The sequence below is a fragment of the Streptomyces lanatus genome, assembly GCF_014655715.1.
Taxonomy (GTDB): Bacteria; Actinomycetota; Actinomycetes; order Streptomycetales; family Streptomycetaceae; genus Streptomyces; species Streptomyces lanatus.
Map to the genome: position 1 here is coordinate 188,710 of NZ_BNBM01000001.1, position 26,318 is coordinate 215,027.

General features: G+C 70.9%; 27 protein-coding genes. 13 read left to right on the forward strand and 14 right to left on the reverse strand.

Going from position 1 to position 26,318, the window contains the following annotated elements; translation table 11 throughout:
- Window positions 1-98: 98 nt before the first annotated feature.
- The 3 genes from IE325_RS00855 to IE325_RS00865 are packed head-to-tail and all read left to right on the forward strand — an operon-like array spanning window position 99 to window position 2,261.
- Window positions 99-1,169 carry an aromatic ring-hydroxylating dioxygenase subunit alpha gene (locus IE325_RS00855; protein ID WP_190067668.1) on the forward strand — a complete coding sequence of 357 codons (1,071 nt, stop codon included), beginning with the start codon at window positions 99-101 and terminating at the stop codon, window positions 1,167-1,169.
- Window positions 1,166-1,333 carry a hypothetical protein gene (locus IE325_RS00860; protein WP_190067669.1) on the forward strand — a complete coding sequence of 56 codons (168 nt, stop codon included), beginning with the start codon at window positions 1,166-1,168 and terminating at the stop codon, window positions 1,331-1,333. The genes IE325_RS00855 and IE325_RS00860 overlap by 4 nt, the downstream gene beginning before the upstream one ends.
- Window positions 1,326-2,261: a PDR/VanB family oxidoreductase gene (locus IE325_RS00865; RefSeq protein ID WP_190067670.1), complete on the forward strand. Its 936-nt coding sequence runs from the start codon at window positions 1,326-1,328 to the stop codon at window positions 2,259-2,261. The genes IE325_RS00860 and IE325_RS00865 overlap by 8 nt, the downstream gene beginning before the upstream one ends.
- Here the strand turns inward: IE325_RS00865 and IE325_RS00870 are convergent.
- On the reverse strand, window positions 2,176-3,027 hold the full coding sequence (locus IE325_RS00870) for an IclR family transcriptional regulator domain-containing protein (RefSeq protein ID WP_190067671.1): 852 nt from the start codon (window positions 3,025-3,027) through the stop codon (window positions 2,176-2,178). The two genes, IE325_RS00865 and IE325_RS00870, sit on opposite strands and share 86 nt — an antisense overlap.
- A gap of 178 nt (window positions 3,028-3,205) precedes the next feature.
- On the opposite strand from IE325_RS00870, the gene IE325_RS00875 reads away from it, so the two are divergent.
- Genes IE325_RS00875 through IE325_RS00890 form a run of 4 tightly spaced genes read left to right on the forward strand, consistent with a single transcriptional unit; the run spans window position 3,206 to window position 6,551 of the window.
- On the forward strand, window positions 3,206-4,174 hold the full coding sequence (locus IE325_RS00875) for an ABC transporter substrate-binding protein (RefSeq protein ID WP_190067672.1): 969 nt from the start codon (window positions 3,206-3,208) through the stop codon (window positions 4,172-4,174).
- Entirely contained in the window at window positions 4,171-4,938 is a 768-nt protein-coding gene (locus IE325_RS00880; RefSeq protein WP_190067673.1) for an ABC transporter permease, read from the forward strand. The genes IE325_RS00875 and IE325_RS00880 overlap by 4 nt, the downstream gene beginning before the upstream one ends.
- Complete coding sequence (locus IE325_RS00885) at window positions 4,938-5,714, forward strand: ABC transporter permease (RefSeq protein WP_190068468.1); 777 nt, start codon at window positions 4,938-4,940, stop codon at window positions 5,712-5,714. Before IE325_RS00880 ends, IE325_RS00885 begins: the two co-directional genes overlap by 1 nt.
- 24 nt (window positions 5,715-5,738) lie before the next feature.
- Window positions 5,739-6,551: an ABC transporter ATP-binding protein gene (locus IE325_RS00890; RefSeq protein ID WP_190067674.1), complete on the forward strand. Its 813-nt coding sequence runs from the start codon at window positions 5,739-5,741 to the stop codon at window positions 6,549-6,551.
- On the opposite strand, the gene IE325_RS00895 is transcribed toward IE325_RS00890, so the two are convergent.
- From IE325_RS00895 to IE325_RS00920, 6 genes are all read right to left on the reverse strand, one after another.
- The gene (locus tag IE325_RS00895; protein ID WP_229911602.1) at window positions 6,520-8,673 is read right to left on the reverse strand and encodes a discoidin domain-containing protein; all 2,154 of its coding nucleotides are present in this window, start codon (window positions 8,671-8,673) and stop codon (window positions 6,520-6,522) included. The genes IE325_RS00890 and IE325_RS00895 overlap by 32 nt on opposite strands.
- 68 nt (window positions 8,674-8,741) lie before the next feature.
- Entirely contained in the window at window positions 8,742-10,343 is a 1,602-nt protein-coding gene (locus tag IE325_RS00900) for a glycoside hydrolase family 13 protein (RefSeq protein ID WP_190067676.1), read from the reverse strand.
- A gap of 33 nt (window positions 10,344-10,376) precedes the next feature.
- A complete protein-coding gene (locus IE325_RS00905) occupies window positions 10,377-11,237 on the reverse strand; it encodes a carbohydrate ABC transporter permease (protein WP_190067677.1) in 861 nt (286 codons plus the stop codon).
- A complete protein-coding gene (locus IE325_RS00910; RefSeq protein WP_190067678.1) occupies window positions 11,234-12,190 on the reverse strand; it encodes a carbohydrate ABC transporter permease in 957 nt (318 codons plus the stop codon). The genes IE325_RS00905 and IE325_RS00910 overlap by 4 nt, the downstream gene beginning before the upstream one ends.
- A gap of 6 nt (window positions 12,191-12,196) precedes the next feature.
- Window positions 12,197-13,546, reverse strand: coding sequence for an ABC transporter substrate-binding protein (locus IE325_RS00915; RefSeq protein ID WP_190067679.1), 1,350 nt, complete (start codon window positions 13,544-13,546; stop codon window positions 12,197-12,199).
- A 109-nt stretch (window positions 13,547-13,655) separates the two neighbouring features.
- A complete protein-coding gene (locus IE325_RS00920; protein ID WP_190067680.1) occupies window positions 13,656-14,654 on the reverse strand; it encodes a LacI family DNA-binding transcriptional regulator in 999 nt (332 codons plus the stop codon).
- Between the two features lie 92 nt (window positions 14,655-14,746).
- Between IE325_RS00920 and IE325_RS00925 the strand changes: the two genes are divergently transcribed.
- Entirely contained in the window at window positions 14,747-15,565 is an 819-nt protein-coding gene (locus IE325_RS00925; protein WP_190067681.1) for an alpha/beta fold hydrolase, read from the forward strand.
- A 23-nt stretch (window positions 15,566-15,588) separates the two neighbouring features.
- Window positions 15,589-16,365, forward strand: coding sequence for a MerR family transcriptional regulator (locus IE325_RS00930; RefSeq protein ID WP_190067682.1), 777 nt, complete (start codon window positions 15,589-15,591; stop codon window positions 16,363-16,365).
- A gap of 21 nt (window positions 16,366-16,386) precedes the next feature.
- Here the strand turns inward: IE325_RS00930 and IE325_RS00935 are convergent, their stop codons facing one another.
- The gene (locus tag IE325_RS00935) at window positions 16,387-17,085 is read right to left on the reverse strand and encodes a GntR family transcriptional regulator (RefSeq protein WP_190067683.1); all 699 of its coding nucleotides are present in this window, start codon (window positions 17,083-17,085) and stop codon (window positions 16,387-16,389) included.
- A 159-nt stretch (window positions 17,086-17,244) separates the two neighbouring features.
- Between IE325_RS00935 and IE325_RS00940 the strand changes: the two genes are divergently transcribed.
- The 3 genes from IE325_RS00940 to IE325_RS00950 all read left to right on the forward strand — a co-directional run bounded on the left by IE325_RS00940 (window position 17,245) and on the right by IE325_RS00950 (window position 19,761).
- The gene (locus IE325_RS00940; protein ID WP_190067684.1) at window positions 17,245-17,763 is read left to right on the forward strand and encodes a hypothetical protein; all 519 of its coding nucleotides are present in this window, start codon (window positions 17,245-17,247) and stop codon (window positions 17,761-17,763) included.
- A 103-nt stretch (window positions 17,764-17,866) separates the two neighbouring features.
- Window positions 17,867-19,090, forward strand: coding sequence for a histidine kinase (locus IE325_RS00945; protein WP_229911603.1), 1,224 nt, complete (start codon window positions 17,867-17,869; stop codon window positions 19,088-19,090).
- Entirely contained in the window at window positions 19,087-19,761 is a 675-nt protein-coding gene (locus IE325_RS00950) for a response regulator (RefSeq protein ID WP_190067686.1), read from the forward strand. The genes IE325_RS00945 and IE325_RS00950 overlap by 4 nt, the downstream gene beginning before the upstream one ends.
- Window positions 19,762-19,774: 13 nt before the next feature.
- Here the strand turns inward: IE325_RS00950 and IE325_RS00955 are convergent, their stop codons facing one another.
- The 6 genes from IE325_RS00955 to IE325_RS00980 form a co-directional block, all read right to left on the reverse strand.
- Entirely contained in the window at window positions 19,775-20,776 is a 1,002-nt protein-coding gene (locus tag IE325_RS00955; protein ID WP_190067687.1) for a proline racemase family protein, read from the reverse strand.
- A gap of 20 nt (window positions 20,777-20,796) precedes the next feature.
- Entirely contained in the window at window positions 20,797-21,696 is a 900-nt protein-coding gene (locus IE325_RS00960) for a dihydrodipicolinate synthase family protein (RefSeq protein ID WP_190067688.1), read from the reverse strand.
- 73 nt (window positions 21,697-21,769) lie between these two features.
- The gene (locus IE325_RS00965; RefSeq protein ID WP_190067689.1) at window positions 21,770-23,176 is read right to left on the reverse strand and encodes an NAD(P)/FAD-dependent oxidoreductase; all 1,407 of its coding nucleotides are present in this window, start codon (window positions 23,174-23,176) and stop codon (window positions 21,770-21,772) included.
- Window positions 23,163-23,471 (reverse strand): (2Fe-2S)-binding protein, encoded by a 309-nt coding sequence (locus IE325_RS00970; RefSeq protein ID WP_190067690.1) that lies wholly within the window; start codon window positions 23,469-23,471, stop codon window positions 23,163-23,165. The genes IE325_RS00965 and IE325_RS00970 overlap by 14 nt, the downstream gene beginning before the upstream one ends.
- Entirely contained in the window at window positions 23,468-24,628 is a 1,161-nt protein-coding gene (locus IE325_RS00975; protein WP_190067691.1) for an NAD(P)/FAD-dependent oxidoreductase, read from the reverse strand. The genes IE325_RS00970 and IE325_RS00975 overlap by 4 nt, the downstream gene beginning before the upstream one ends.
- A gap of 123 nt (window positions 24,629-24,751) precedes the next feature.
- On the reverse strand, window positions 24,752-25,414 hold the full coding sequence (locus tag IE325_RS00980; protein ID WP_190067692.1) for an MmyB family transcriptional regulator: 663 nt from the start codon (window positions 25,412-25,414) through the stop codon (window positions 24,752-24,754).
- 223 nt (window positions 25,415-25,637) lie between these two features.
- Between IE325_RS00980 and IE325_RS00985 the strand changes: the two genes are divergently transcribed.
- A complete protein-coding gene (locus IE325_RS00985; RefSeq protein ID WP_190067693.1) occupies window positions 25,638-26,288 on the forward strand; it encodes a helix-turn-helix domain-containing protein in 651 nt (216 codons plus the stop codon).
- Window positions 26,289-26,318: the final 30 nt, after the last annotated feature.

A 26,318-nucleotide genomic window follows, 5' to 3' on the forward strand; every position in this document is an offset into this window, starting at 1 on the left:
GGATTCCCCGGCTCCTTCCGTGAGGCGGAAGAGGTGTTGCGGCGCGGTGGCGGGCTTCCGGACGATGCCAGCACAGCAGACAGACGGGAGCCGCAACGATGCCGCACACCACCGCGTTCGCCAGGAATCAGTGGTACGTCGCCGCCTACAGCCATGAGGTCGACCGGGAGCTGCTCGGCCGGACCATCCTCGGGGAGACCCTCGTTCTCTACCGCACGGAGGAGGAAGGGACGCCGGTCGTGCTGCACGACCGGTGTGTGCACCGCCGGTACCCGCTGTCCGAGGCCCCGACCCGCCTCGACGGCGACCGGATCGTGTGCGGGTACCACGGGTTCACGTATGACACGACCGGCACGTGTGTGTATGTGCCGGGGCAGAAACGCGTCCCGCGTACGGCGCGCGTCGCCTCGTACCCGGTGGTCGAGCAGGACTCCCTGATCTGGGTGTGGATCGGCGACCCGGCGCTCGCCGACCCGCAGGGCATCCCGCGGGCCCGGCACCTGGACTCCCCCGGCTGGGTCACCGTGCGCGGCATGGAGCCCATCGACTGCGACTACGGCCTGCTGGTCGACAACCTCCTCGACCTCTCCCACGAGACCTACCTCCACGGCGGCTACATCGGCACCCCCGAGGTCGCCGAGACCCCGATCACCACGGAGGTCGACGAGGGGGCTGGCATCGTCCGGGTCAGCCGGCACATGGACGACGCCGAGTGCCCGCCGTTCTACGCCAAGTCGACCGGGATCGAGGGGCGGATCAACCGCTGGCAGGACATCGAGTACCACGCCCCCTGTCTGTATCTGCTGCACAGCCGCGTCGCACCCGTCGGTGTGCTGCCCGAGGCGGACGGCAGCGACCCGGGCGGCTTCCACACCGAGGTCACCTACGCCATCACCCCGTCCGGCGACGGCAAGGTGTACGACTTCTGGGCGGTCTCCCGGGACTGGGCGACGGACGACGACGAGGTCACCGAATTCCTGCGCAGCAACAACCACACGGTCGTGATGCAGGACGTCACCGCCCTCAACCTGCTCCAGCGCACCCTCGGCAGCGAGCGCCACGGCTACCAGGAGCTCAGCATCAACATCGACACCGGTGGCCTGGCCGCCCGCCGTATCCTCGCCCGGCTGGTGGAGGAGGGCGCGAAGCCTGTGGAGAAGGTCCAGTGAGCTCACCGACCGGAGAGATCTACCGCATCGACTGGCTGCCGGGCACCGACATCCTGCACGGCACCTGTCACTGCGGCCGCGAGCACACCGCGCAGGACCCGGTGGAGATGTGGGAGTGGATGCTCGCCCACCCCCAGGGGCACGAGGTGCGAGTTCATGAGTGACGTGGTGTACGAGGCCGAACTCGTCGTCGGTCACAAGGAGTTGGTGGCCGACGGCGTCCTCGCCCTCACCCTGCGCCATCCCCTCGGCGAACCACTCCCCTCCTGGGAGCCCGGCGCCCACATCGACGTCGTGCTCGGGCCGGACCTGGAACGGCAGTACTCGCTGTGCGGTGATCCGGCGGACCGTGACGTCTGGCGGATCGCCGTGCTGAGGGAGCCGGACGGGCGGGGCGGTTCCGCGCATGTGCACGAGCAGTTGGGACCGGGCGACAAGGTCCGGGTGCGCGGGCCCCGCAATCACTTCCGCCTTGAGCCCGCCCCCCGCTACCGCTTCATCGCGGGTGGCATCGGCATCACCCCGGTCCTGCCCATGCTGGCGGCGGCCGAGGCGGCGGGCGCCGAGTGGACGCTGCTGTACGGCGGGCGGACCCGTCGGTCCATGGCGTTCGTCGAGGAGCTGGCGCGGTACGGCGACCGCGTCACCATCGCCCCGCAGGACGAGACCGGGCTGCTGGACCTCGCCCCGGTCCTCGGCGACGGCGACACACTCGTCTACTGCTGCGGTCCCGGCCCGCTGCTCGATGCCGTCGAGGAGCTGTGCCCGGCCGGGGTACTGCGTGTCGAGCGGTTCCAGCCGAAGGAGCAACCCGCCGGTGAGGACGGGGAGTTCGAGGTCGAGCTGGCGCAGAGCGGGCGCACGCTCACCGTCGTACCCGGTGTCTCCGTGCTGGACACCGTGCGGGCGGCCGGCATCGAGGTGCTCTACTCCTGCACCGAGGGCACCTGCGGGACCTGCGAGACCGACGTCCTCGACGGGACGCCGGAGCACCGGGACTCCGTGCTCACGAAGGAGGAGCAGGAGAGCGGCGAGACGATGATGATCTGTGTGTCGCGGTGCCGGGGGCGGCGGCTGGTCCTGGATCTGTGATCCACAGGTCGGCCTCGATACGGGCGACCGTCTCCAACAGGGGCGGCAGCAGATCGCGGCGCACGGAGTCGACGGTGTTGCGGCCGGCGTGCACGGCGATGTTGACGGCAGCGACCACCTCGCCGCCCCGGTCCCGCACCGGGGCGGCGACCGACCTCAGCCCTTCCTCCAACTCCTGGTCGACGACGGCGTAACCCTGCCGGCGGACGCGGCGCAACTCCGCCCGCAGGGCGTCCGGAGTGGTGAGCGTGCGCGCGGTCAGCGGCTTCAACTCGACCTGCCCGAGCCGCACTTCGACCTCCTCCTCCGGCCGGTGCGCGAGAATCACCCGGCCCACCGAGGTCACATACGCCGGGAAGCGCGTCCCGACCGTGATCGACGCCGTCATGATGCGCCGCGTCGCCACCCGGGCGACGTACACGATGTCGTCGCCGTCGAGGACGCACAGCGAGGACGACTCCCGTATGCGCGCGACGAGTTGCTCCAGATGCGGTTCGGCGATCTGGGGCAGGGTGTAGCCGGCGAGGTAGGAGTAGCCGAGTTCCAGGACGCGCGGGGTCAGGCGGAAGTGGCGGCCGTCCTGGTGGACATAGCCCAGGTCGGCGAGGGTCAGCAGCAGTCGGCGGGCGGCGGCGCGGGTCAGGTCGCAGGTGTGGGCGACCTCGCTGAGGGTGCGCGCGGGATGGTCGGCGTCGAAGCAGCGGATGACGGCGAGGCCCCGCTCGAAGGACCTCACGAAGTGCGGTGCGCGGGCTTCGGCGGACATCGCCACCTCCAGAAGAGAGCAAAAAGTGTCAACAATGTTGTCGGCGAACCTTGGTGAACCCATTGACCGGATGCGTTTGAGGCTTCTACCTTCCCGCTGAGCAACTCTGCGCACTACTGTGCGCCTTGCGCACAACCTGTCGGAACACCGTTGCACCGTTGTCTGTACAGGAGGAGCCATGCGTCGTCTGTCCGCCGGTCTCGCCACCGGCGCCCTGCTGCTCGTCGCGACGGCCTGTGGCTCGTCCGACGACGGTTCGTCGGACGCGGGAGCGTCGTCGGGCGGGATCACCACCGTCAAGCTCGGGCTCATCCCGATCGTCGATGTCGCCCCGCTCTATCTCGGCCAGAAGAAGGGCTTCTTCGAGAAGCAGGGCCTGAAGCTGGAGTTCACCACCGCGCAGGGCGGTGCCGCGATCGTGCCGGGTGTGACTAGCGGTCAGTTCCAGTTCGGCTTCAGCAATGTGACGTCCCTGATGGTGGCTCAGTCCAACGGCGTTCCCGTGAAGGCGGTCGCCAACGGCATCGCATCGACCGGAGTGCGGGGCAAGGACTTCAACGGCCTGATGGTCAAGAAGGACAGCCCCATCAAGTCGGCGAAGGAGCTGGAGGGCAAGAAGGTCGCCATCAACACGCTCAAGAACATCAACGAGACCGCGGTACGGCAGGCGGTGCGCGAGGCGGGCGGCGACCCCGACAAGGTGGACCTCGTCGAGATGGCCTTCGATCAGATGCCCGCCGCCCTCGACCAGGGCCAGATCGACGCCGCGTGCGTGGTCGAGCCGGCGACGGCCACCATCCGCAGCCAGGGCGGCCGGGAGATCGCCTCCCCGCTGATCGACGTCGCCCCGAAGCTCACCGTCGCGATGTACTTCACCTCGACGCAATACGCCCAGCAACACCCGGACGTGGTCAAGAAGTTCCAGGACGCCACCGCCGAGTCCCTCGCCTACGCCGAGGCCCACCCGGACGAGGCCCGCCAGATCGTCACCACGTACACCAAGATCCCGGCGTCGGTCCTTGAGCAGGTAGTCCTGCCGAAGTGGCCGGCCGAGGCGAACCGCCCCTCCATCGAGGCCCTCATGAAACTGGGCGAGGAGGACGGCCTGTTCAAGAAGACGCCCGACCTGGACGCGCTGCTCCCGTGAAGAACCTGGCACTCGGTGCGGCCGGGCTCGCGGCCTTCCTCGCCCTGGGCGAGGCGGTACCGCGGCTCGGCCTGGTCAAGGAGGCGTACTTCCCGCCGACCAGCCGTATCGCCTCGGCCCTCGTCGACGAACTCTCCGACGACGCCTTCTGGCAGGCCCTCGGCGACACCCTCACCGGCTGGGCGCTGGGCCTCGCCATCGCGGTCTGCGCCGGTGTCGTCGCGGGCGTGGCCGTCTCCGTCGTGCCGTATCTGCGCGAGGCGACGGCGTCCACGATCGAGTTCCTGCGCCCGATCCCCTCGGTGGCGCTGATCCCCCTGGCGGTCCTGCTGTACGGCACCGAACTCCGCTCGGTGCTCCTGCTCGTCGTCTACGCCTCCTTCTGGCAGGTGCTGATCCAGACGCTGTACGGCGTCCAGGACGTCGACCCGGTCGCCGAGGAGACGGCACGCTCGTACGGCCTCGGCACCTGGGCCCGCGTCCGCCATGTGCTGTGGCCGACCGCGCTGCCGTACGTCATGACGGGCGTGCGACTGGCCGCCGCGGTGGCGCTGATCCTCGCCATCACCGCCGAACTCGTCATCGGGGCACCAGGGTTGGGCCAGCAGATCGCCCTGGCGCAGACCTCGCAGGCGGTGCCGGAGATGTACGCGCTGGTCGTGGTGGCGGGACTGCTGGGGCTGCTCATCAACGTCGGCGCGCGCACGGTGGAGCGGCGGGCGTTGGCGTGGCACCAGTCGGTGCGCGGGGAGGTGGCGGTGTGATCGGGCGGCTGCTGCTCAGAGCACTGTTCGTCGTCGCGTTGCCCATCGTCCTGGTCACGGTGTGGTGGGCGGCGTCAGCCGGCAGCACCGACCCCTTCTGGCCGCCCCTGCGGACGATCCTCGACACCTTCCCGGACGTCTGGACGGCCGACCGCCTGCGCACGGACGTCGTACCGAGCCTCCTCCGCCTCCTCGCGGGCTACGCGCTCGCCGCCCTGGCCGGCGTCGCGCTCGGCACGGTCATCGGCTCGTACCGGGCCGTGCGCGCGGTGTGTGAGCCGGTCCTGGAGTTCCTGCGAGCGGTGCCGCCGCCCGTACTGGTGCCGGTCATCATGCTGTTCGCGGGCATCGGCGACACGATGAAGATCGTCGTGATCGCGAGCGGCTGCGTGTGGCCCATCCTGCTCAACACCGTGGAGGGCGTGCGCGCGGTCGACTCGGTGATGCTGGAGACGGCACGCTCGTACGGCGTCACGGGCGTCGCCCGCCTGCGCCATCTGGTGCTGCCGTCGGCCGCCCCACAGATCTTCGCCGGACTGCGCCAGGCGCTGTCGATCGGCATCATCCTGATGGTCATCAGCGAGATGTTCGCCGCGAACAACGGCATCGGCTTCACCGTCGTCCAGTTCCAGCGCAGTTTCGCCATCCCCGACATGTGGACCGGGATCCTCGTCCTGGGTCTGCTCGGCTTCCTGCTCTCCGTCGTGTTCCAGCTGGTCGAGCGCCGGGTGCTCGGCTGGTACCGCGGTCTGCGCGCGACCACCCGGCGGTCCTGAGTGAACACCGTGAAGGGGAGGGTCATGCTCGACGTACGCGCCCTGAAGAAGGTCTACGAGGGTTCCGGGCGGCGCGTGGAGGCGGTGCGCGACCTCACCTTCACCGTGGACGCCGGTGAGCTCGTCTGTCTGGTCGGGCCGTCGGGCTGCGGGAAGACGACGCTGTTGAAGTGCATGGGCGGTCTGCTGACGCCGACGAGCGGCGAGGTGCTTCTGGAGGGGAGCAGGGTGAGCGGGCCGCCACCCGGGATGGCGTTCGTGTTCCAGGAGTACGGGCGCAGCCTCTTCCCCTGGATGCGGGTCGGCGAGAATGTCGAACTCCCGCTGAAACAAAAGGACTTGGGCAAGGCGCGGCGTCGGGAACTGGTCCGAGACGCCCTGGAGTCGGTCGGGCTGGCGGACGCCGCGGGGGCGTACCCGTGGCAGCTTTCCGGCGGCATGCAGCAGCGCGTCGCGATCGCCCGCGCCCTCGCGTACGAGCCCCATGTGCTGCTGATGGACGAGCCGTTCGCGGCGGTCGACGCGCAGACGCGGGCCGATCTGGAGGACCTGGTACGGGGGCTGTGGCGGGAGCGGGGCATCACGATCCTGTTCGTCACCCATGACATCGACGAGGCCGTGTACCTGGGCGAGCGGGTGATCGTGCTGTCGGCCTCCCCGACCGTCGTCCGGGAGCAGCTGAAGGTCGATCTGCCCGCCGAGCGCGACCAGTTGCACACCCGCGTGGACCCGCGCTTCGCCGAGCTGCGTACTCATGTGTACGAGCAGATCCAGGCGGCGAAGCGCGGGGTTCCGCAGGACGCGGTCACGAAGTCAGATACGCCTCCACCTCGCTGAGCTGACCTGCGGGCCAGCCGGTGTTGGCACTGACCGACAGTCGCAGGTGGCGCACGTTGGTGCCGGCGGGCAGGGCTACGGTGGCCGTGTTGCCGGTGGCCGGGTCGAAGCGGTAGCCGGTGGCGCCGACGACCGTGGCGTAGTTCGAGCCGTCGGTGCTGCCCAGCACCGTGATGGTCTGGGTGCGCGCGCCCCACGCCGAGGACGGCGGCAGCTTGAGCACCAGCCGGCGGACCGCCTCGGTCGACCCGAGGTCGACGGTCCAGGACTGCGGGAAGGCGTTGTTGGTCGACTCCCAGTAGGTGTTGGCGTCACCGTCGACCGCCTTGCCCGGCGTGTAGACGTCCTGTGAGCCGGTGGCGCTCGCTGTGCGGCCCTTGGCCAGGTTGCGCGCCGGGTCCGGGTCGGGGTTGCCCTGGCCGGGCTGCGGCCAGGTCGAGCAGTCGGACCAGGTGCTGGACCAGCCGGAGTTGCCGCCGCCGTCGGTGAGGGTGAAGGTGCCGGAGCCCGCGGGGTAGGGGCAGTTGTAGATGCCGGCGGCGCCTACGCCGGTTGCCGTGACGTTGCGGAAGGTGGCGGCGCCCTGGGCCTCGGCCTGGACGACGACCGTGCCGGTGTTGCGGATGGTGGTGCCGTCGACGGTGATGTTCTTGGCGGCGAAACCGCGCCCGCTCCCGGAGACGAACTCGAAGGCGCTGTACGGGCTGTCGGTGATGGTGGTGTTGGTGATCTTCACCTGCGCCTCGATCGCGCTGTCGTAGGAGTCGACACGCAGGGCGCCCATCGGGTGGTTCCAGTTGGGGTTCATCGCGCCTGTGCGGACCAGGGTGTTGCCGTCGACCGTGATGGTGCCGGACAGCGGGTGGAAGGGGTCGAGGAACTTCTGGTTGGAGATCGCGATGCCGCTGCCGAGGGCGTTGGTGTCGGAGATCAGGTTGTTCCGTACGGTGATGTCGGTGCCGCCGTAGATCGCGATGCCGTTGGCCAGGTTCGGCTGGGTGATGGTGTTGTTCTCGAAGCTGCTGTTGGTGTCCGGCGCGTACAGCGACCACATGGCGAGCGCGTCGTCGCCCTGGTTGCGCAGGAAGTTGTGGCGGACCTTCACCCCGCGCGCATTGCCGTTGAGGTTGAGGCCGTCGGCGGTCATGTCGAGGAAGCGGTTGTTCTCGACGACCAGGTTGTCGTTGTTGCCCATCAGCCAGAGGCCGACCTTGAGGTGCTGGAGCCACATGCCGGAGACGGAACTCCCGGGCCCCAGTGAGCCGTTGACGAAATTGTCCGGGTTGGAGTCCACGCGTTCGGTGACCTCGCCGATGACCGCGAAGTCCTTGATGTGGACGCCGCCGGACGAGCTCGACTGGTCGATGAAGCGGGAGGTGTGCACGACGCTGTGCCAGTGACCGGCGCCCTGGAGGGTGACGTTCTGGACGCCGCTCAGCGAGGACGTCAGCCTGTAGTCGCCCGGCGGGATCCAGACCACTCCCCCTTGTGCCGACGCGATGGCGTCCCGGAAAGCCTGGGTGGAGTCGCCGTTGCCGGTGGGGTCGGCGCCCTTGGAAACGACGGAGACCGATCCGGCGGGCTGTGCCGCGGGCCCGGCCGCCTGCTCGAAGTCGGCGACATCGACCGTCACCTCGGCCCCCGCCGCCTCCAGGGCCACCTTGTCGCCGGCCTGGATGCTCTGCCCGAGCAACAGGCGGGCGTTGTCGTAGAAGTGGTGGGTCTTGGCACCCGGGATCCAGCCGGTGTCGACGTAGGAGTACTTGGAGGTGACGGCGATGGTCTTCGCCAGCTTGGTGCCGTTGACGTACACGTTCAGCGAGCCGGTCTGGCCGTCCGGGACGCTGTAGGCGACGTTGAGGGCGTTGGCCGCGCGCGGCGAGGTGAACTCGACGCGCTGGCCGGAGGTGAGGCGTACCGCCTGTCGCCCGGAGGCCTCCGAGGCGAGGGTGCCCTGGGTGTGGTCGGGGCCGATCTTCGTGCCGGTCGTGGTGGCGGACTCGGCCTCGACCGAGGTGAAGGGGAGGGTGGCGCCGGCGGCCGCGTGGGCGGTGGGGGCCGTGGCGGTGAGGAGGCCGGCGGCGAGGGCCACGGTGATTGCGGTCGCCGTGGCGGTTGGCATGATCCTGACAGATCTAAACATGTGCTGATCCCTTCGTGGTGGGGGTGCGGGGATAGCGGTCCGCGGTCTCAGGCCCGCAGCCAGGCCGCGGTGTCCTTCGGCAGCCGCCCGTCGGGGTCCAACGGGCCGCTGGCGAGGAGGAGTTCGGTGTGACCGGGCAGGTCGGCGGGGGCGTCGGCGAGGTTCACGACGCAGCTGACGCCCGGCGCGCGGGTGAAGGCGAGCACGCCCTCGGGCGCCGGCAGCCAGGTCAGCGGGCCGTCTCCGAACTCCGGGCGCAGCGCGATCGCCCGGCGGTAGAGGGCGAGCATCGAGCCCGGGTCGGCGGCCTGCCGGTCCGCGGCGTACGCGGCCCAGCCCGCGGGCTGCGGCAGCCACGGCTCCTCCTGCGCGCCGAAGCCGGCGTGCGGCGCCCCGGCCTCCCAGGGCAACGGCACCCGGCAGCCGTCCCTGCCGGGGTCGGTGCCGCCGGAGCGGGCGTGCATCGGATCCTGGATGCGGTCGAGGGGGATGTCGGCCTCGGGCAGGCCGAGTTCCTCGCCCTGGTAGACGTAGACGGCTCCGGGCAGGGCGAGGGAGAGCAGGGCTGCCGCGCGGGCCCGCCGGGTGCCGAGGGCGAGGTCGGTCGGGGTGCCGAAGGTCTTGGCGGCGAAGTCGAAGCCGGTGTCGGCGCAGCCGTAGCGGGTGACTGTGCGGGTGATGTCGTGGTTGCACAGCACCCAGGTGGCGGGGGCGCCCACGGGAGCGTGCTCGGCGAGGGTGGTGTCGATGGAGGCGCGCAGCCGTCCGGCGTCCCAGGGGCAGGACAGGAAGGCGAAATTGAAGGCGGTGTGCAGCTCGTCCGGGCGCAGATAGCGGGCGAAGCGCTCGGGGTCGGGGAGCCAGACCTCGCCGACGAAGACGCCGTCGTAGTCGTCGGCGACGGTCCGCCAGGAGCGGTAGATGTCGTGGAGTTCGTCGCGGTCGACGAAGGGGTGCGGGTCGGGTGCGTCGGCGAGGTCGGTGAGCGCGGGGTCCTTGGCGAGCAGCGCGGCCGAGTCGATGCGTACGCCCGCCACTCCGCGCTCGAACCAGAAGCGCAGGATGTCCTCGTGTTCCTGACGGACGGCGGGGTGGGCCCAGTTGAGGTCGGGCTGTTCCGGGGTGAACAGGTGGAGGTACCAGTCCCCGTCCGGCAGCGGGGTCCACACGGGCTCGGTGGAGCCGACGAACTGCGAGGGCCAGTCGTTGGGCGGGAGGTCGCCGTCCGGGCCGCGTCCGGGGCGGAAGTGGAACAGTTCGCGCTCGGGGCTGCCGGGCCCGGCGGCGAGCGCGGCGCGGAACCATGGGTGCTGGTCGGAGACATGGTTGGGCACGACGTCCACGATCGTGCGGATACCCAGCTCACGTGCCTCGGCGATGAGCTTCTCCGCCTCGGCGAGGGTGCCGAACGCCGGGTCGATCGCCCGGTAGTCGGCGACGTCGTAGCCGCCGTCCTTGAGCGGTGAGACGTACCAGGGCGTGAACCACAGGGCGTCCACACCGAGTTCGGCGAGATACGGCAGCCGGGCGCGGACGCCCGCGAGGTCGCCGGTGCCGTCGCCGTCGCCGTCCGCGAAGCTGCGGACGTAGACCTGGTAGATGACGGCGGAGCGCCACCACGGTGCGGCGGCAGGACGGGACTGTGCCACGGTGTGGCCCCTTCCATGAGAACGAGTGGGACGTCAGCCCTTGGTGCTGCCCGCGCCGATCCCGGCGATGATGTGCCGCTGGAAGACCAGGAACATCGCGACCATGGGGATGCTCGCGATGACCATCGCGGCGATGAGCACGGTCAGCGGGATGTTCTGCGACAGCTGCACGAGCGCGACACTGATCGGCTGCTGCTCGGTGTCGGAGAAGACCATCAGCGGCCAGAGGAAGTCCTGCCAGACGGCCACCAGGGCGAAGATCGAGACGACCCCGAGCACCGGCCGCGACATCGGCAGCACGATCGACCACAGGGTGCGCAGCTTCCCGGCGCCGTCGATCTCGGCGGCCTCCAGGACATCGCGCGGGAGCTGGTCGAAGAACCGCTTGAGCAGATAGAGGTTGAAGGCGTTGGCGACGGCCGGCAGCCATATGGCGAGCGGGTCGTTGAGCAGGCCGAGGTCCGCCACGGTCAGGTACTTCGGTACGACAAGCGCCTGGGCCGGGACCATCAGGGTGGCGAGGATGCCGGCGAGGACCACCTTGCCGAAGACGGGCCGCAGCCTGGACAGGGCGTAGGCGGCGGCCGTGCAGAACACGATCTGGAACAGCCAGGCGCCGGAGGCCTGGACGACCGTGTTCCACAGGTGGCGGGGCAGCTGCATCAGCTCCCAGGCGTCGGTGTAGCCACTGATGTGCCACTGCTCCGGGACGACGGTGGGCGGGGTGCGTGCCACCTCGTCCGGCGACTTCATCGCACCCGTCACCATCCAGTACACGGGGAAGAGGAAGGCGAGCGTGAACAGCAGGACGGTGCCGGTGAAGACGGACCAGTAGACGGCCTTGCCGCGCGGGCGGGCCAGGGTCGCCGGGGAGACGAGTGTCCGGGTGGTCATACGTCCTCCCCTTCGGTGCGCGTCAGACGCAGATATACGGCGGAGAAGGCGCCGAGGAGTGCGAGCAGCATGACGCTGAGGGCGCAGGCGCCGCCGAAGTCGTTGTAGAGGAAGGCGTACTTGTAGATCAGGTAGAGGACGGTGACCGTCGCGTTCTCGGGGCCGCCGCCCGTGATCACGAACGGTTCGGTGAAGACCTGCATCGTGGCGATGATCTGAAGGAGCATCAGCATCAGGATCACGAACCGGGTCTGGGGGATGGTGACGTGCCGGATGCGTTGGAGGAGGTTCGCGCCGTCGAGTTCGGCGGCCTCGTACAGCTCACCCGGGATGGACTGGAGGGCGGCGAGGTAGATCAGCACCGTGCCGCCCATGTTGGCCCAAGTCGACACGATGACAAGGGAGATGAGGGCGGTGTCGGCGCCGTTGGACCAGTTCGAGGTGGGCAGGTGCAGGGCGCGCAGCGTCTCGTTGGCGAGGCCGGTGCCGGGGTCGTAGAACCACTTCCACAGCAGGGCGCTGACCACCGGCGGGATCATCACCGGGAGGTAGACGACCACGCGGAAGAAGGCCTTGGCGTGCCGCAACTCATTGAGGACCAGGGCGAGCACGAAGGGGATCGCGAAGCCGATCAGCAGGGCGAGCAGCGTGAAGGTGAGGGTGTTGCGCCAGGCGGCGGCGAATTCCGGGTCGGCGAAGACGCGGGTGAAGTTGGCGGTGCCGACCCACTCGGGGTCGCTGCCGGGCGTGTACTTCTGGAAGGCGATCACGACGGCGCGGATCGCCGGGTACCAGGAGAACAGGGCGAAGCAGACGAGGCCGCCGAGGAGGAAGCCGTAGGCGCGGGCCTGGTCGGTGAGGCGGCGCCGCCTCCGGTCCCCTGCCGGGGGCGGCGCCTGCATCGGGCGGACCGCGACCTTGGTGACGGTCCGTCGCTGAGCCGTCCTGGTCACGGCCCGTCAGCCCCGGGCCAGGATGCCGTCGATCTTCCCGGACGCGTCCTTGAGGAGCTGGTCGATGTCGGCGTCCTTCTTGGTGAGGACGGCGGAGACGACGCCGTCGAGGACGGAGTAGATCTGCTGGGCGCTGGGCGGCTCGATCTTCATGTCGAGGCTTTGGTTGCCGTCGAGGAAGGCCTGGTAGTTCTCCACGGGGACGTTGGCGTTGGCCTTCTTGACCTGCTGGTCCTTGGCGTCGGCGGCGCCGGTGAACAGGCGGGGCTCGGGGAGTCCGACGGGGGCGTCGTTCTTCTTGGCGCGGGCGTAGTCGCCCTGGAAACCGTCACCGGGCGTGAGGAACATATGGTCAAGCCACTTCAGACCGGCGCGGATCTGCTCGGGGCTGGCCTTCTTGTTGAACATGTAGCCGTCGCCGCCGATGAGCGTGCCCTCGCCGCCGGGCATGGGCGCGAGCGCGAGGTCCTTGTAGCTGCCGCCCTTCTCCTTGACCAGGATCGGGATGTTGTCGGGGGCGGAGAGGTACATGCCGAGCTTGCCGGAGCCCATCATCTGCTGGACGTCGTTGATGACGAGGAGCTGCTTGCTGCCCATGGAGTCGTCGGTCCAGCGCATGTCGTGCAGGTTCTGGAGGACGGCGCGGCCCTCGGGGGTGTCGACGGTGGCCTTCTTGCCCTCGGCGCTCACCACGTCCCCGCCCCGGGAGTAGAGCTCGGCGGTGAAGTGCCAGCCGCCCTGGTTCTGGGCGCTGTAGTCGGCGTAACCGATGGTGCCATTGCCGAGAGCGGCGATCTTCTTGGCGGCGGCTCGTAGGTCGTCCCAGGTGGCCGGTGGCTGGTCGGGGTCGAGGCCGGCCTTCTCGAAGAGCGCCTTGTTGTAGATGAGCCCCATCGAATAGCCGGTGCGCGGGATGCCGTAGATCTTGCCGTCGACGGTGTAGATGTCACGGAGCTGCTGCTGGATGGTGCTGTAGCTCTTCAACTCCTTGACGTACGGGGTGAGATCGGCGGCCTGGTTGATGTCGACGACGTGCCGGGCGTCGGTGAAGTACGTGTAGAAGACGTCCTCCATCTGCCCGCCGGCGAGCTTGGCGTCGAAGGTCTTCGGGTCCTGGCAGGGGAAGGCGTCATGGGCGACGACGTCGATGTCCGGGTTGGCCTTCTCGAAGGACGCGATGTCCTGCTCGAAGAACTGGCGGTCGACCTTGGCGCTCTTGGGCGGCATGCAGTTGACCGTGATGCGGGTCTTGCCGCTCGCCGAGTCGTCGCCGCCCGAACCGCAGGCGGAGACGGCCAGGGCGAGGGAGCAGACGCTCAGCGCGGCGAAGGTACGGCGGAACCCGGTGCTTCTCATCGGTGGACCCCTCTGGGCAGGAGCGGTGGGCGCCGCACACTCAAGCACCGGCGACATCGGCCCGCAAGATGTCGCGCAGAATCTGCAATTATTTGACAGCAGGACGGTTCTAGCCTCGGAGGGCTTGCGCGGTCGAGCCGCGCACGACCAGCTCCGGCTCGAACAGCAGCTCCTCCGCCGGTACGGCACTGCCCCCGATCTGCGCGTTCAGCAGCTCCACCGCCGCCCTGCCCATGGCCTCGATGGGCTGGCGGACGGTGGTCAGCGGGGGCTCGGTGCAGTTCATGAACGCCGAGTCGTCGTACCCGACGACGGAGATCTCCGACGGGACGGCGAGCCCCTTGCGGCGGGCGGCCCTGATCGCGCCGAGCGCCAGCGGGTCGCTCGCGCAGATGATGCCGGTGACGCCCCGGTCGATCAGCCGGGAGGCGGCGGCGTGTCCGCCCTCGATGGAGAAGATGGCCCGCGCGACCCGCTCCTCGGGCAGGTCTCCCGCGATGCCGCGCGCGGCGGCGAGCTTCCGCGCCGACGGCATGTGATCGCCCGGCCCGAGCACCAGCCCGATGCGCTCGTGCCCCAGCGAGGCGAGATGCCGCCAGGCCTGCTCCACGGCCACGGCGTCGTCGCAGGACACAGCGGGGAAGCCGAGGTGCTCGATGGCCGCGTTGACCAGCACGACCGGGATGTTGCGGTCGGCGAGCAGCTTGTAGTGGTCGTGCGGCGCGTCGGCCTGCGCGTACAGCCCGCCGGCGAACACCACCCCGGAGACCTGCTGTTGCAGCAGCAGCGTCACATAGTCGGCCTCGGACACCCCGCCCTTGGTCTGCGTGCACAGCACCGGCGTCAGCCCCGACTGGGCCAGCGCGCCACCGATCACCTCGGCGAACGCCGGGAAGATCGGGTTCTGCAGTTCGGGCAGCACCAGCCCGACCAGCCGGGCGCGTTCGCCGCGCAGCTGGGTGGGCCGCTCATAGCCGAGGACGTCCAGCGCGGAGAGCACCGCCTGCCGGGTGGCCTCGGAGACACCGGGCTTGTCATTGAGCACCCGGCTGACCGTGGCCTCGCTGACCCCGACCTTCTTCGCCACTTCAGCAAGTCGTCGCGTCATGAACGCAAGAATAGCGCAAGTCATGCAAGCTGCTTGCGTTGTGTTTGCGTCTCTTGACCCTGACGCAGGGGCAACCTCGCAGCCTGGTGGGCATGACGACGAAATCCAGCGCGCTCGGGACCCCCGGGGCGACGCGGCACTTCACGCTCCACCACGACGGCGTCACGATCCCCGTGTCCCGCGGCGGCCGGGGGCGTCCGCTGGTCCTCTGCCCGGGACTGAACACGACACAGGCCGACTTGCGCGAGCTGACGGACCTTCTCAGGCTCGACCACGACGTGGTGACCTTCGATCTACGAGGACACGGCCTCGCCCCCGACGCCGACCGGTACTCCTTCGATGTGTTCCTGAGCGACCTGGTCTCCGTGTTCGCGGGGCTCGACCTGCCCTCGGCGCCCCTGCTCATGGGCTACTCGCTGGGCGCGGACCTGGCCGTCCACTTCGCTGCCGAGCACCCTGACGCCGTTTCGGGGCTCGTGGGCGTCGACGGCGCGAATCCGCTGCCCGAGCCGTTCATCACCGAGGCCGACCTGGCGACGTTCCGCGCGATGGCGGACGACCTCGCACAACGGCACGCGGTCGCGCGAGCCGAGGACATCGCACGTCAGGTGCGGCTCACCGCGCAGGACATCCACGGCCTGAACCTGGAGATCGACGTGATCCGTTCCGCGATCCTCGACCGGTACCGAAGGATCGACCACCCCATCCGCATGATCATGTCGACGACCATCGCAGGCCCCGGCACCGAAGGGCGCGCGCCACGGCACAACCGGCTCTGGCGGGCCGGTGCCGAGCGGCTCGTCCGCGAACGGCCGCACATCTCCGCGACCTGGCTCGACGGCGATCACCGGCTTCCCTTCACGCATGCCCGGGAGATCGCCGACCTGGTCCGCGGTGGACCTGATGACTGAGCGGCCTGGAGGAGACTGGTCCCATGCTGACCATCGGCGAGTTGGCGTCGTACGCCGGAGTGACGGTGCGCGCGGTGCGGCACTACCACGCCAAGGGCCTGCTCCCGGAGCCGGAGCGGGACCACTCCGGCTATCGGAGGTACGACGCCCGGGCCGTGGTCGAGCTGATCAGGATCCGCACCCTGGCCGAGGCCGGGGTCCCGCTGGCGCGCGTGCACGAGCTGTTGCGGGCCGGCGAGGAGGAATTCGCCGCGGCGGTCGCGGACATCGACGAAAGGCTGCGGGCGGAGATCCGGGACCGGCAGCGGCACCGTGAGCGCATCGCACGCCTCGCTGCCGGGGACAGCCTGGCGCTGCCGCCGGAGGTCACCGAGTATCTGGACCGGCTGCGGGCCCTCGGGGTCGACGAGCGGATCGTCCGCGCCGAACGCGACGGCTGGATCCCGCTGGCAGCGCACTCGCCCGAGCGGGTCCCGGAGTGGATGGCGCGCAAGCGGGAGCAGCTCGCCGACCCTCGGCTCACCGGCTTCTACCTCGCCCTCAGCCGGGCGCTGGACCGCGCCGACGACGACCCGCGGCTGATCGAACTGGCCGACGAACTCGCCGCCCACCTCACCCGGATGGCCGACGAACAGGGCGAGGACTACGTCGACGACACCGACCTCCAGCCACCCCTCGTCCCGCTCATGGACGACCTGGTGTTCCACACCGTGCCCCCTGCCCGACGGCTGATCGAGCTGCTGGAGGAACGCGGCTGGCGGGGCTGGACCAAGCTGGAGCGCGTCAACCCGCGTCCGTGACCGGCTACTTCGCGACCGCTCCTATTTCGCCGCCCACAGCCCTCGGACATGCCCGAGATGGCGGGTCATGACCTCACGTACGGCCTTCTCGTCCCGTGCGATCAGTGCGTCGAGGAGTTCGAGGTGCTCCTCGGCGGAGGCCAGCAGGCGGCCCGCCTCGACGAGTGCGGTGAGGCCGTAGAGGCGGGAGCGTTTGCGGAGGTCGCCGATGACCTCGACGAGGTGGGCGTTGCCGGCGAGGGCGAGGAGGCCGAGGTGGAAGCGGGTGTCGGCCTCGACGTAGGCGATGAGGTCACCGGAGACGGCGGCCTGGACGATCTCCCGGGCGGCGGGGCGAAGCGCCTCCAGGGAGACCTCGTCGGCGGTGCGGGCCAGGTCCACCACCGTGGGGATCTCGATGAGGGCGCGGATATGGGTGTACTCGTCGAGCTGCTGCTCGGAGACCGCCGTGACCCGGAAGCCCTTGTTGGGGACGGTGTCGACCAGGCCCTCCTTGACCAGGTCCAGCATGGCCTCGCGCACCGGGGTCGCCGAGACGCCGAAGCGGGCGGCGAGCGTCGGCGCCGAGTACACCTCGCCGGGGAGCAGTTCCCCGGCGATCAACGCGGCCCGCAGGGCATCGGCGACCCGCTCCCGGTAGCTGCTCTTCTTGCCGCCCAGGGTGGGCAGCACCGGGGCGGCTGCGGTGGACCGGGCGGCGCCGGTGCGCTGGGCGGCCATGGGGTGTCTCCTAGTGGTCAGTGCAATGTCACGCGGTACCGCTCATTATCCCCGGCGGCCACCGACGCTTCTCAACCCGTGGGTTGACCCGGGAATCAACCCGCCGGTCAACTCGGGGGCCGACGATCCAGGGCACCGTTCCCCGGCACGCTCGACGCCATGACGACGATCGACTACCTGATCTCCGCGGCTCTGATCCTCCTGGTGATCCCCCAGATCCGCGGCACCCGCCAGACGACCCGCAACGTGCTCCTGCCCCTGGTGGCCGTCGCCGCGGCGGCCGCGTATTACCTGAAGTCCTTCCCGACCGACGGCAATGACGTGCAGCTGTACGTCATCGGTGTCCTCGCCGGTGCGGTCCTGGGCGTCGCCTGCGGCGCGACGACCCGGCTGAGCCCCGGTTCGGACGGGGTGGCGTTGGCGAAGGCCGGGGTCGCCGCCGGGGTCCTGTGGGTCGTGGGCATGGCCTCGCGCGCCGGGTTCGAGTTCTGGGCCACCCACAGCGGCTCCACGGTGGTGGCCCGGTTCAGCCGGGACAACCTGATCACCGGTGCCGCCGCCTGGACGGCCGCGCTGCTGCTCATGGCTCTGGCCCAGGTCCTCGCCCGGCTCGCGGTGGTCCGTGTCAAGGCGGGCCGGGTCTCTTCCCGAGCCACCGCGTCGGCCGCCCGGGGCTGACCCGATGCCGACCCCGCCCTGCCCTCGCGACGGCACCCGGCTCCCCGGGGCCGGGCCGGTGCCCGTCGCGTCGGCGCACCGGCGCTTACCTATTCTTCAGAGCATGACGGACTTCCCGCAGGGCGAGCCGGTCGCCGTCAGTCCGCGGATGGCCGCGGCGCTGGCCGACGCCCGGGACCGGCGCGAGCGCAGGGGCAGACGCCTGCGCCCGGTGCTGTGGGGCATCGTGGTCGCCATCGCCGTGCAGTCGCTGTTCGCCGACCCCGCGCCCGGCGCGAGCGGCCGGCACCTCGCCGTGACCCTCGTCCTCCTCGGCTGCCTGCTGCCGCCGGCCGCGGTGGCCTCCGGCGTGTGGCCGGTGACGGCACCGGCCCCCTGCATCACGTTCTGCCTGCTGATCAGCGCGTTCGGGCTCGCGCTCGGTGTCATCCAGCCCGGCACCATGTCGGTCCTGCCGCCGTCGGTGGCGATGCTGACCGCCTTCCTGACCCTGCCGCGACGGCAGGCACTCGTGGTCGGCGGCATCGTCACGGGTGGCCTGGTCGCGGCCGGGGTCGCCGGGATGGACGGCGGTGTGGTGACCTGGCTGAGCCAGCTGACGTTCTGCGCGGTGCTGGCCCTGATGGCGATCAGCATGCGCCAGTCGGGCCGGAACGAGGAGCGGGCGCAACTGCTGCTCGCGCAACTGGAGGACGCCCGGGAGGCGGAGGCCGAGGCGGCGGCACTCGCCGAGCGCACCCGTATCGCCCAGGACCTGCACGACGTACTCGCCCAGACCCTGTCCGGACTGGCCGTCCAGGTGCAGGCGGCGCGACGGATGGCGCGGCGCGATCAGGCCGGTGCGGAGCTGCGGGAGTTGCTGGACCGGGCCGGGGGGCTCGTCAAGGAGGGGCTGGGCGACGCACGCAGGGCGGTGGGCGCGCTGCGCGGGCGGCAGACGCCGTCGCTGGACCGGCTGGCGGAGCTGGTCGAGCGCTACCGGGTGGACCTGGAGCTCGATGTGACACTGTCCGTGGTCGGGCCCCGTCGCGCCTTGCCGCCGGACGCCGATCTCGCTCTCTACCGGGGCGCGCAGGAGGCACTGACCAACGCCGCCCGCTACGCGCGCGGCGCCCGCACCACCGTAACCCTCACTTACGAATCGAAGTCCACGGTGCTGACGGTCGAGGACCGGCAAACCGAGCCGGGCCCCGCCCCGTCGCCGCTGGTCGTGGGCTCGGGCCTCGGCCTGACCGGTATGCGCGAGCGGCTCGGCGAGGTGGGTGGCAGCAGCGACGCGGGCCCGACCCAGGACGGGTGGACGGTACGGATGGAGGTGCCGGCATGACGCGGGAGCCCGGCGAGCGGATCAGGGTCCTCGTCGCGGACGACCAGCAGGTCGTACGGGGCGGGCTGGTGCTGCTGATCGGCATGCTCGACGGCATCGAGGTGGTCGGTGCGGCCCGCGACGGCGCCGAGGCGGTGGAACTCGCCGAGCGGCTGCGCCCGGACGTGGTGCTGATGGATCTCAACATGCCGGTCCTGGACGGGGTTTCGGCCACCGCGGTGCTACGGGAGAAGGTGCCGGACAGCACCGTCCTCGTACTGACCACCTATGCGGACGACGACTCCGTGTTCCCGGCGCTGCGGGCCGGCGCCCTCGGCTATCTGACCAAGGACGCCGACGACAGCGAGGTCGAGACGGCGATCCGCGAGGTGTACGGCGGCCGCACCTGGCTCGATCCGGCGGTGCAGGCGCGGCTGGTCGCCGCGCTCCGGCAGCCCGGTGACAGCGCACCGCCGACAGGACAGGCGCCCGACGGTCTGACCCCGCGCGAGGCCGAAGTGCTCACCCTCATCGCGCAGGGCCTGAGCAACGCGCAGATCTGCGACCGGCTGGTGGTCGGCCAGGCCACCGTGAAGACGCACATCAACCGCATCTTCGCGAAGATCGGCGCCACCGACCGCGCCCAGGCCGTGGGCTACGCCTACCGCAACAACCTTGTGAAAGGCCGCTGACCCGGCTCACGGGCTACAGCACGAACCCGGCCGGGAACGGATCCGACGGATCGAGCAGGTACTGCGCGGTGCCCGTGATCCAGGCGCGCCCGGTGAAGCTGGGCAGGACGGCGGGGCGGCCCGCGACCTCGGTGGTGCCGAGGAGCCGTCCGGTGAACCGTGTCCCGATGAAGGACTCGTTCACGAACTCGGTGTGCAGCGGGAGTTCGCCGCGCGCGTGCAGCTGCGCCATGCGCGCGCTGGTGCCGGTGCCGCAGGGAGAGCGGTCGAACCAGCCGGGGTGGATGGCCATCGCGTGCCGGGAGTGGCGGGCGGTGGCGCCGGGCGCGATCAGGTGGACGTGGTGGCAGCCCCGGATGGTGGGGTCCTCCGGGTGGACGGGCTCCTCCTCGGCGTTGATCGCCGCCATCAAGGACAGCCCCGCCTGGAGGATGTCGTCCTTGCGGGAGCGGTCGAAGGGCAGGCCGAACTGCTCCAGCGGCAGGATGGCGTAGAAGTTGCCGCCGTATGCCATGTCGTATGTCACCGTGCGCCCGTCGGCGAGGGTGATCTTGCGGTCGAGGGCGACGGAGAAGGACGGCACGTTCTGCAGGGTGACCGCCTTCGCGGCGCCGTCCTCGACCTCCACCTCGGCGACGACCAGGCCCGCCGGGGTGTCGAGCCGGATCGTGGTGACCGGCTCGACGACCTCGACCATGCCGGTCTCGACCAGCACGGTCGCGACCCCGATCGTGCCGTGCCCGCACATCGGCAGATAGCCGGAGACCTCGATGTAGATGACACCCCAGTCGCAGTCGGGGCGGGTGGGTGGCTGGAGGATGGCGCCGCTCATGGCCGAGTGGCCGCGCGGCTCGTTCATCAGGAGCTGCTTGATGTCGTCGCGGTGCTCACGGAAGTACAGCCGCCGCTCGTTCATGGTCGCGCCGGGGACGGTCCCGATCCCGCCGGTGATCACGCGGGTGGGCATGCCCTCGGTGTGCGAGTCGACGGCGTGCAGGACGAGTTTGCTGCGCATGGGTCCAGCCTCCCCTGTGCTTACGCGAGCCCCGCGGCGACGGCCTGCTCCGTGGCGGCGCGGATCGCGGCCTCCTGCTCCGGCAGCAGCGGCACCCGCGGTGGACGACAGCGTCCCCCGTGCCGGCCGACGATGTCCATGGAGAGCTTGATCGCCTGAACGAACTCGACCTTGGAGTCCCAGCGCAGCAGCGGGTGCAACTGCGCGTACAGCTTCTTGGCGGTGTCGAGGTCGCCACCGACCGCCGCGCGGTACAGCTCCACGGTGGAGCGGGGCAACGCGTTCGGATATCCGGCCACCCAGCCCTTCGCACCCGCCAGCGCGAGCTCCAGCAGCACGTCGTCCGCACCGATCAACAGGTCCAGTTCCGGGGCGAGTTCGGCGAGCTGATAGGCCCGGCGGACATCACCGGAGAACTCCTTCACCGCCTGGATGTATCCCTCGCCGTGCAGCTTCGCGAGCAGTTCGGGGACGAGGTCGACCTTGGTGTCGATGGGGTTGTTGTACGCCACGATCGGCACGCCCGCCTTGGCGACCTCCTCGTAGTGGGCGAGGACGGAACGCTCGTCGGCACGGTAGGCGTTCGGCGGCAGCAGCATCACGGACGTACAGCCGGCGTCCCGGGCCTGCTCGGCCCAACGCCGGGACTCGGCCGAGCCGTACGCGGCCACGCCGGGCATGACCCGTGAGCCGCCGATCGCGGTGACGGCCGTCTCCACGACCTTCGCCCGCTCCTCGGGGGTGAGCACCTGGTACTCCCCGAGGCTGCCGTTCGGTACGACACCGTCACAGCCGTTCTCGACGAGCCAGGCGCAGTGCTCGGCGTACTTGGCGTGATCGACGCGGAGGTCGTCGTCGAGCGGGAGGGCGGTGGCGACGAGGACACCGCGCCAGGGGCGGTTCTCGGTAACGACGGTCATCTGTGATTCCCTCTCGGTGAAGTGTGACATTGCACAGCCTGTTCCCATTTGCTGCCGTCGGTGGCTTCGGCGGTCAGTCGTCCTCTCCCGCCGCTGCGAGCACCCCGAGCGGTACGGGCCGGGCGAAAGGCCTGCGCGAGGGTGTGAGCTCACAACCCGCAAGCCCCGCCACCCCCGGCCCGCACACCCGCCCTTGACACCACCCCATCCCGGCCCGGGTCAGCAGCTTCACGGTCCGCGCGTCCCCCGCGCCCAGCTCCGCCACGGCCGCCCGGATCGCACCCCCGGTGACCTCCTCGCAGCGGCAGACGACGGTGTCGTCGGTGACCTGCTCGGCCCAGTGCGCCGGCGGTGCGTAGACGGAGTCCAGGGCGGCGAAGAAGGCGCGCAGTCGGGTACGGGTCCTGGCCGCCGCCGCCCACTCGGCCGGTTCCGGCCGCGCACCGCGCAGACGGGCGGCGGCCGAGCGCCCGGCGATGTGCCCCTCGGCGAGCGAGAGCGCCGCGCCTCCGATACCGGTCGCCTCCCCCGCCGCCCAGACGCCGGGCACATCGGTGCGCTGCTCGTCGTCGACGTGCACGGCGTGCCCGTCGAGGCGGCAGCCGAGGGTCTCGGCGAGGTCGGTGTGCGGGAGCATCCCGTGGCCGACAGCGAGGGTGTCGCAGGGGATACGGCGCCCGGTGCCCGGCCTGACCCGCCCGGCACCGTCGAGCGCGGCCACCGTCACGGCCTCCAGCCGGTCGGCACCGTGCGCCTCGACCACGGTGTGCCGCGCGAGGAGCCGTACCCGGTGCCGCAGCAGCCGGGCCCCGTACCGCGCGCCCTCGGCGACCTTGCCGGGCTGGGCCGCCAGCGCGCGGGCGCGCCCCGCGAACGCCCTCGGACCGGCGGACTCCACCAGCGCGGCCACTTCGACACCGGCCGAGGCGAGCCCGGTGGCCACGGGAAGCAGCAGCGGCCCGGTACCGGCGACGACGGCGCGGCGTCCGGCGGTCGCGAGGGTGCCCTTGAGCATGGCCTGGGCGCCGCCCGCCGTGATGACTCCGGGGAGCGTCCAGCCGGGGAAGGGCAGCACCTTCTCGTATCCGCCGGTGGCGAGGAGCACGGCGTCGGCGCACACCTCGGCCGGGTCCTCCTGCTCGGGGCCGAGCAGGGCGTGCACGGTGAAGCGACCGTCGGCCCGACGCTCCACGAGCCAGACATGATGGTCCGTCAAATGCCGTACGGCGCCCGCCCTTACGTGTGCGTCGAGCCCGTCCCTCAGTCGCTCCCAGGTCCGCCACTCGTGGTGCAGCGCCTGTGGCCTGCGGGCGCGCAGTTCGGCGGCGGGCTGCCGGTAGAACTGCCCGCCGGCCTCCGCCGCCGAGTCGAGCAGGGTGACCCGTACGCCCCGGGCAGCGGCGGCGATGGCCGCGGCGAGCCCGGCGGGCCCCGCACCGATGACGGCGAGACGCGGCTGCCCTGGTTCACGGTCGGTCATCGTGCCCCGTCCCCTCCTGCGTCCGGATGTCATCACCCGCGTGCAATGGCACCAGACAGGCCCGTTGGTTGGCTCGGTCGTTGACGGTGATCAGGCAGTCGAAGCAGACGCCGATGCCGCAGAAGACACCGCGCGGGCGGCCCTCGCCCCGGGTGGTCCGCCATGAGGTGACCCCGGCCGCCCAGAGCGCGGCAGCCACCGTCTGGCCGGGCAGTGCCTCGATCTCGCGACCGTCCAGGGTGACCGTGAAGGCCGGGCCCGGGTGGGCGTCGGCGAGCTCGCGAGGGGTTCTCACGCTGCCTCCTCGGTGAAGCGGTCGGGGCGGAACGGGGTGAGGTCCAGGTCGGGTGTCTTCCCGGGCGCGGTCAGGGCCTGCGCGATCAAGTGGCCGGTGCCGGTGGCGAGTCCGATGCCGGCGCCCTCGTGGCCGCAGGCGTGGTGCAGTCCCGGCACCCGGGGATCGGGGCCGATGGCGGGCAGGTGGTCGGGCATGTAAGGGCGGAAGCCGAGGTAGGAGCGCATCGCGCGGACGTCCGTCAGGAACGGGAACAGCCGGGTCGCGCCCGCCGCGAGGGCCCGTACGACGGGCAGGGAGAAGGTCCGGTCGAAGCCGACGCGTTCCCGGCTCGCGCCGATCAGGATCGGGCCCGCGGCCGTGCCCTCGACGACCGGGGAGGTCTGCAGCGCGGCCGAGTCGCTGGCCACGTCGGCCACGTAGTCCGCGGCGTACACCTTGTGCCGGACCTTGCGCGGCGGGAGGGGCTCGGTGACCAGGACGAAGCCTCGGCGGGGCAGGACGGGGAGATGAGCGCCCGCGAGTGCGGCGAGCTCGCCGCCCCAGGTGCCGGCCGCGTTGACGATCGCGGGGGCGTGGATGTCGCCCCGGTCGGTGCGCACCCCGCGCACCGCGCCGTCCCGGGTGCGCAGGACGGCGGTCACCGTCCGGCCGGTGAGCAGGCGGGCGCCCGAGGCGCGGGTGAGGTGGGCGGCGGCCAGGGCGGGCATGACCTGGCGGTCCTGCGGGTAGTGGACGCCGCCGGGCAGGCCGGGTGCGAGGTGGGGTTCGAGGTCGTACAGGGTGTCGCCCGCGACCGGTTCGGCCACGACCCCGGCGGCGCGCTGCCCCTCGGCGAAGCGCTCCAGTGCCGCGAGCCCGCCCGGGGACGAGGCCACCACGACGCCGCCCTTCGCCTCGTACTCGATCGCCGCCCCGAACTCCCGCGCCAGTTCGCCCCACAGGCGCCCGGACAGCAGCGCGAGGTCGAGCTCGGGGCCGGGTTCCTTGTCGGACACGAGGAGATTGCCCTCACCGGCGCCGGTCGTGCCGCCGGCCACCGGGCCGCGGTCGACCAGGATCACATCGAGGCCCGCCCGGGCCGCGTACAGCGCGCAGGCGGCGCCCACCATCCCGGCGCCCACGACCACGACGTCGCAGGTCAGTCCCACATTCACGCCAGTACTATGTCACACACCACCCTCGGGCGGAACAGTGCCGCAGCAGGATGACGTACGTCGAGACGGCCGCAATGTTCTGACGGGGCGCCGTCGGCGACCTGAACGCCGACGGTGCCCCGTTCAGTTCTCGGTGGCGGGCACCACGCGCAGATGGGCCGCGCCGCGGCGCACCCCGCGCGCCCGGGGCCGGTCGCGGCGCACTTCGCGCAGCACCAGCGTCAGCCGGGTGTAGCCCATCTCCTGAAGGGTCCTGGGCGTCTCGTCGACGACCCGGCACTCGGTGGCACCCCAGCGCGGGTCGGGATGCAGCAGCGGACGTACGGAGCCGTCCTGGGCGACGGCCCGCTCGCCGACCGCGCGGATCCAGTGCGGCAGGCCCTGCCGGTAGGCGGCCTCCATGATCGGGTCCTGGGCGATCTCCCGGCGGATGGCCTGCAGCCCCTGGTCATGGCCGTGCTGCTCCACGGCGGCCGCGAAGTGCGCCAGCATCGGCAGGCACCAGTCGGATTCATGGCGGCCGAGGACGGCGCCGGCGTCCGGGTGGAAGAGGACGAATCTGAGGAAGTTGTCGTCGGGCATGGCCGTCGGATGGGGGCCCACACCACGGAAAAGTGACGCGAAAGCGGTGTTCGCCAGGACGACGTCCCAGCTGCGGTCGAACACGACGGAGGGGAAGGGCACGGCTTCCACGAGGGTGGCGTAGTCCCGCAGATACGCCTCGGCCTCGGGCCTCTCGGGGACGGGGCGCGGTACGGACCGCTGCCCACCTGCCTGATATGCCATCGGGAGGTCACCCCTCTTGCCTATGCGGCCTTCACGCGGCGCCCCGATCCTGCTGCCCACGCCCGAGCCGTGTCAACTATCGTGGCATTTCGTGCCTGTTGACGGCTGAAATAGGCCACAGTTGTGGCGAGACCTGGATGTGAGTTCGAACTAACCGGTAATCTCCGTCGAGTTCACGGGAAGGGCTTGTGAGGAGCCTGTGAGAGACGTAGGAGATCTGTCGGTGACGGATGGCTTCGAGGGTCCGGGCGCCACGCCGACGGCAGTGCTGCCGGCCGTCGTCGCCCGTGTCGCCGCGCTCGCCGACCGGCTCGGCGTGCCGCATGCGGAGGTCTTCGACACCGGCCGCCTGTCCGTCGCCTCCGGCGTCCCGGAACCCGTGGTCAAGGCCCTGCTGAGCGGGCGCCCCGCGGGTGAGCCCGATGTGCAGGCCCGGTTCCTCCAGCGCCTCGACCTGCTGCGCCGCACCCGTCTGAAGCCGAACGGCCGCAAGTACACCCAGCAGGAGATCGCCGACGGCGCGGGCATGTCACGGCAGCAGGCAGGCGCCCTGATCAACGGCGACCGGCGCCCGACGATGGAGCACTGCGACGCCATCCAGCGCTTCTTCCGGGTGCACGCCGGCTTCCTCACCGCCGAGGACCCCGAGGCGCTCGCGGGCGCCCTCCAGCGCGCCGAGCAGGAACTGCTCCAGAAGCTCGCCGAGCGCGAGGCGGCGCAGGCCGCCGAGGACCCGCTGGAGAGACTCCTCCAGGACCACGGCGTGCGGGGCATCGCCTGGCGGGCCGCCCAACTGCCCACCGACCAGCATCGCGACAAGGTCGCCGAGTGGCTGGACATGCTCCTGGAGAGCGTCAAGCGACCCGAGTCGTGATCCGGGGAGAACGGGAGATCTGTGGGCATC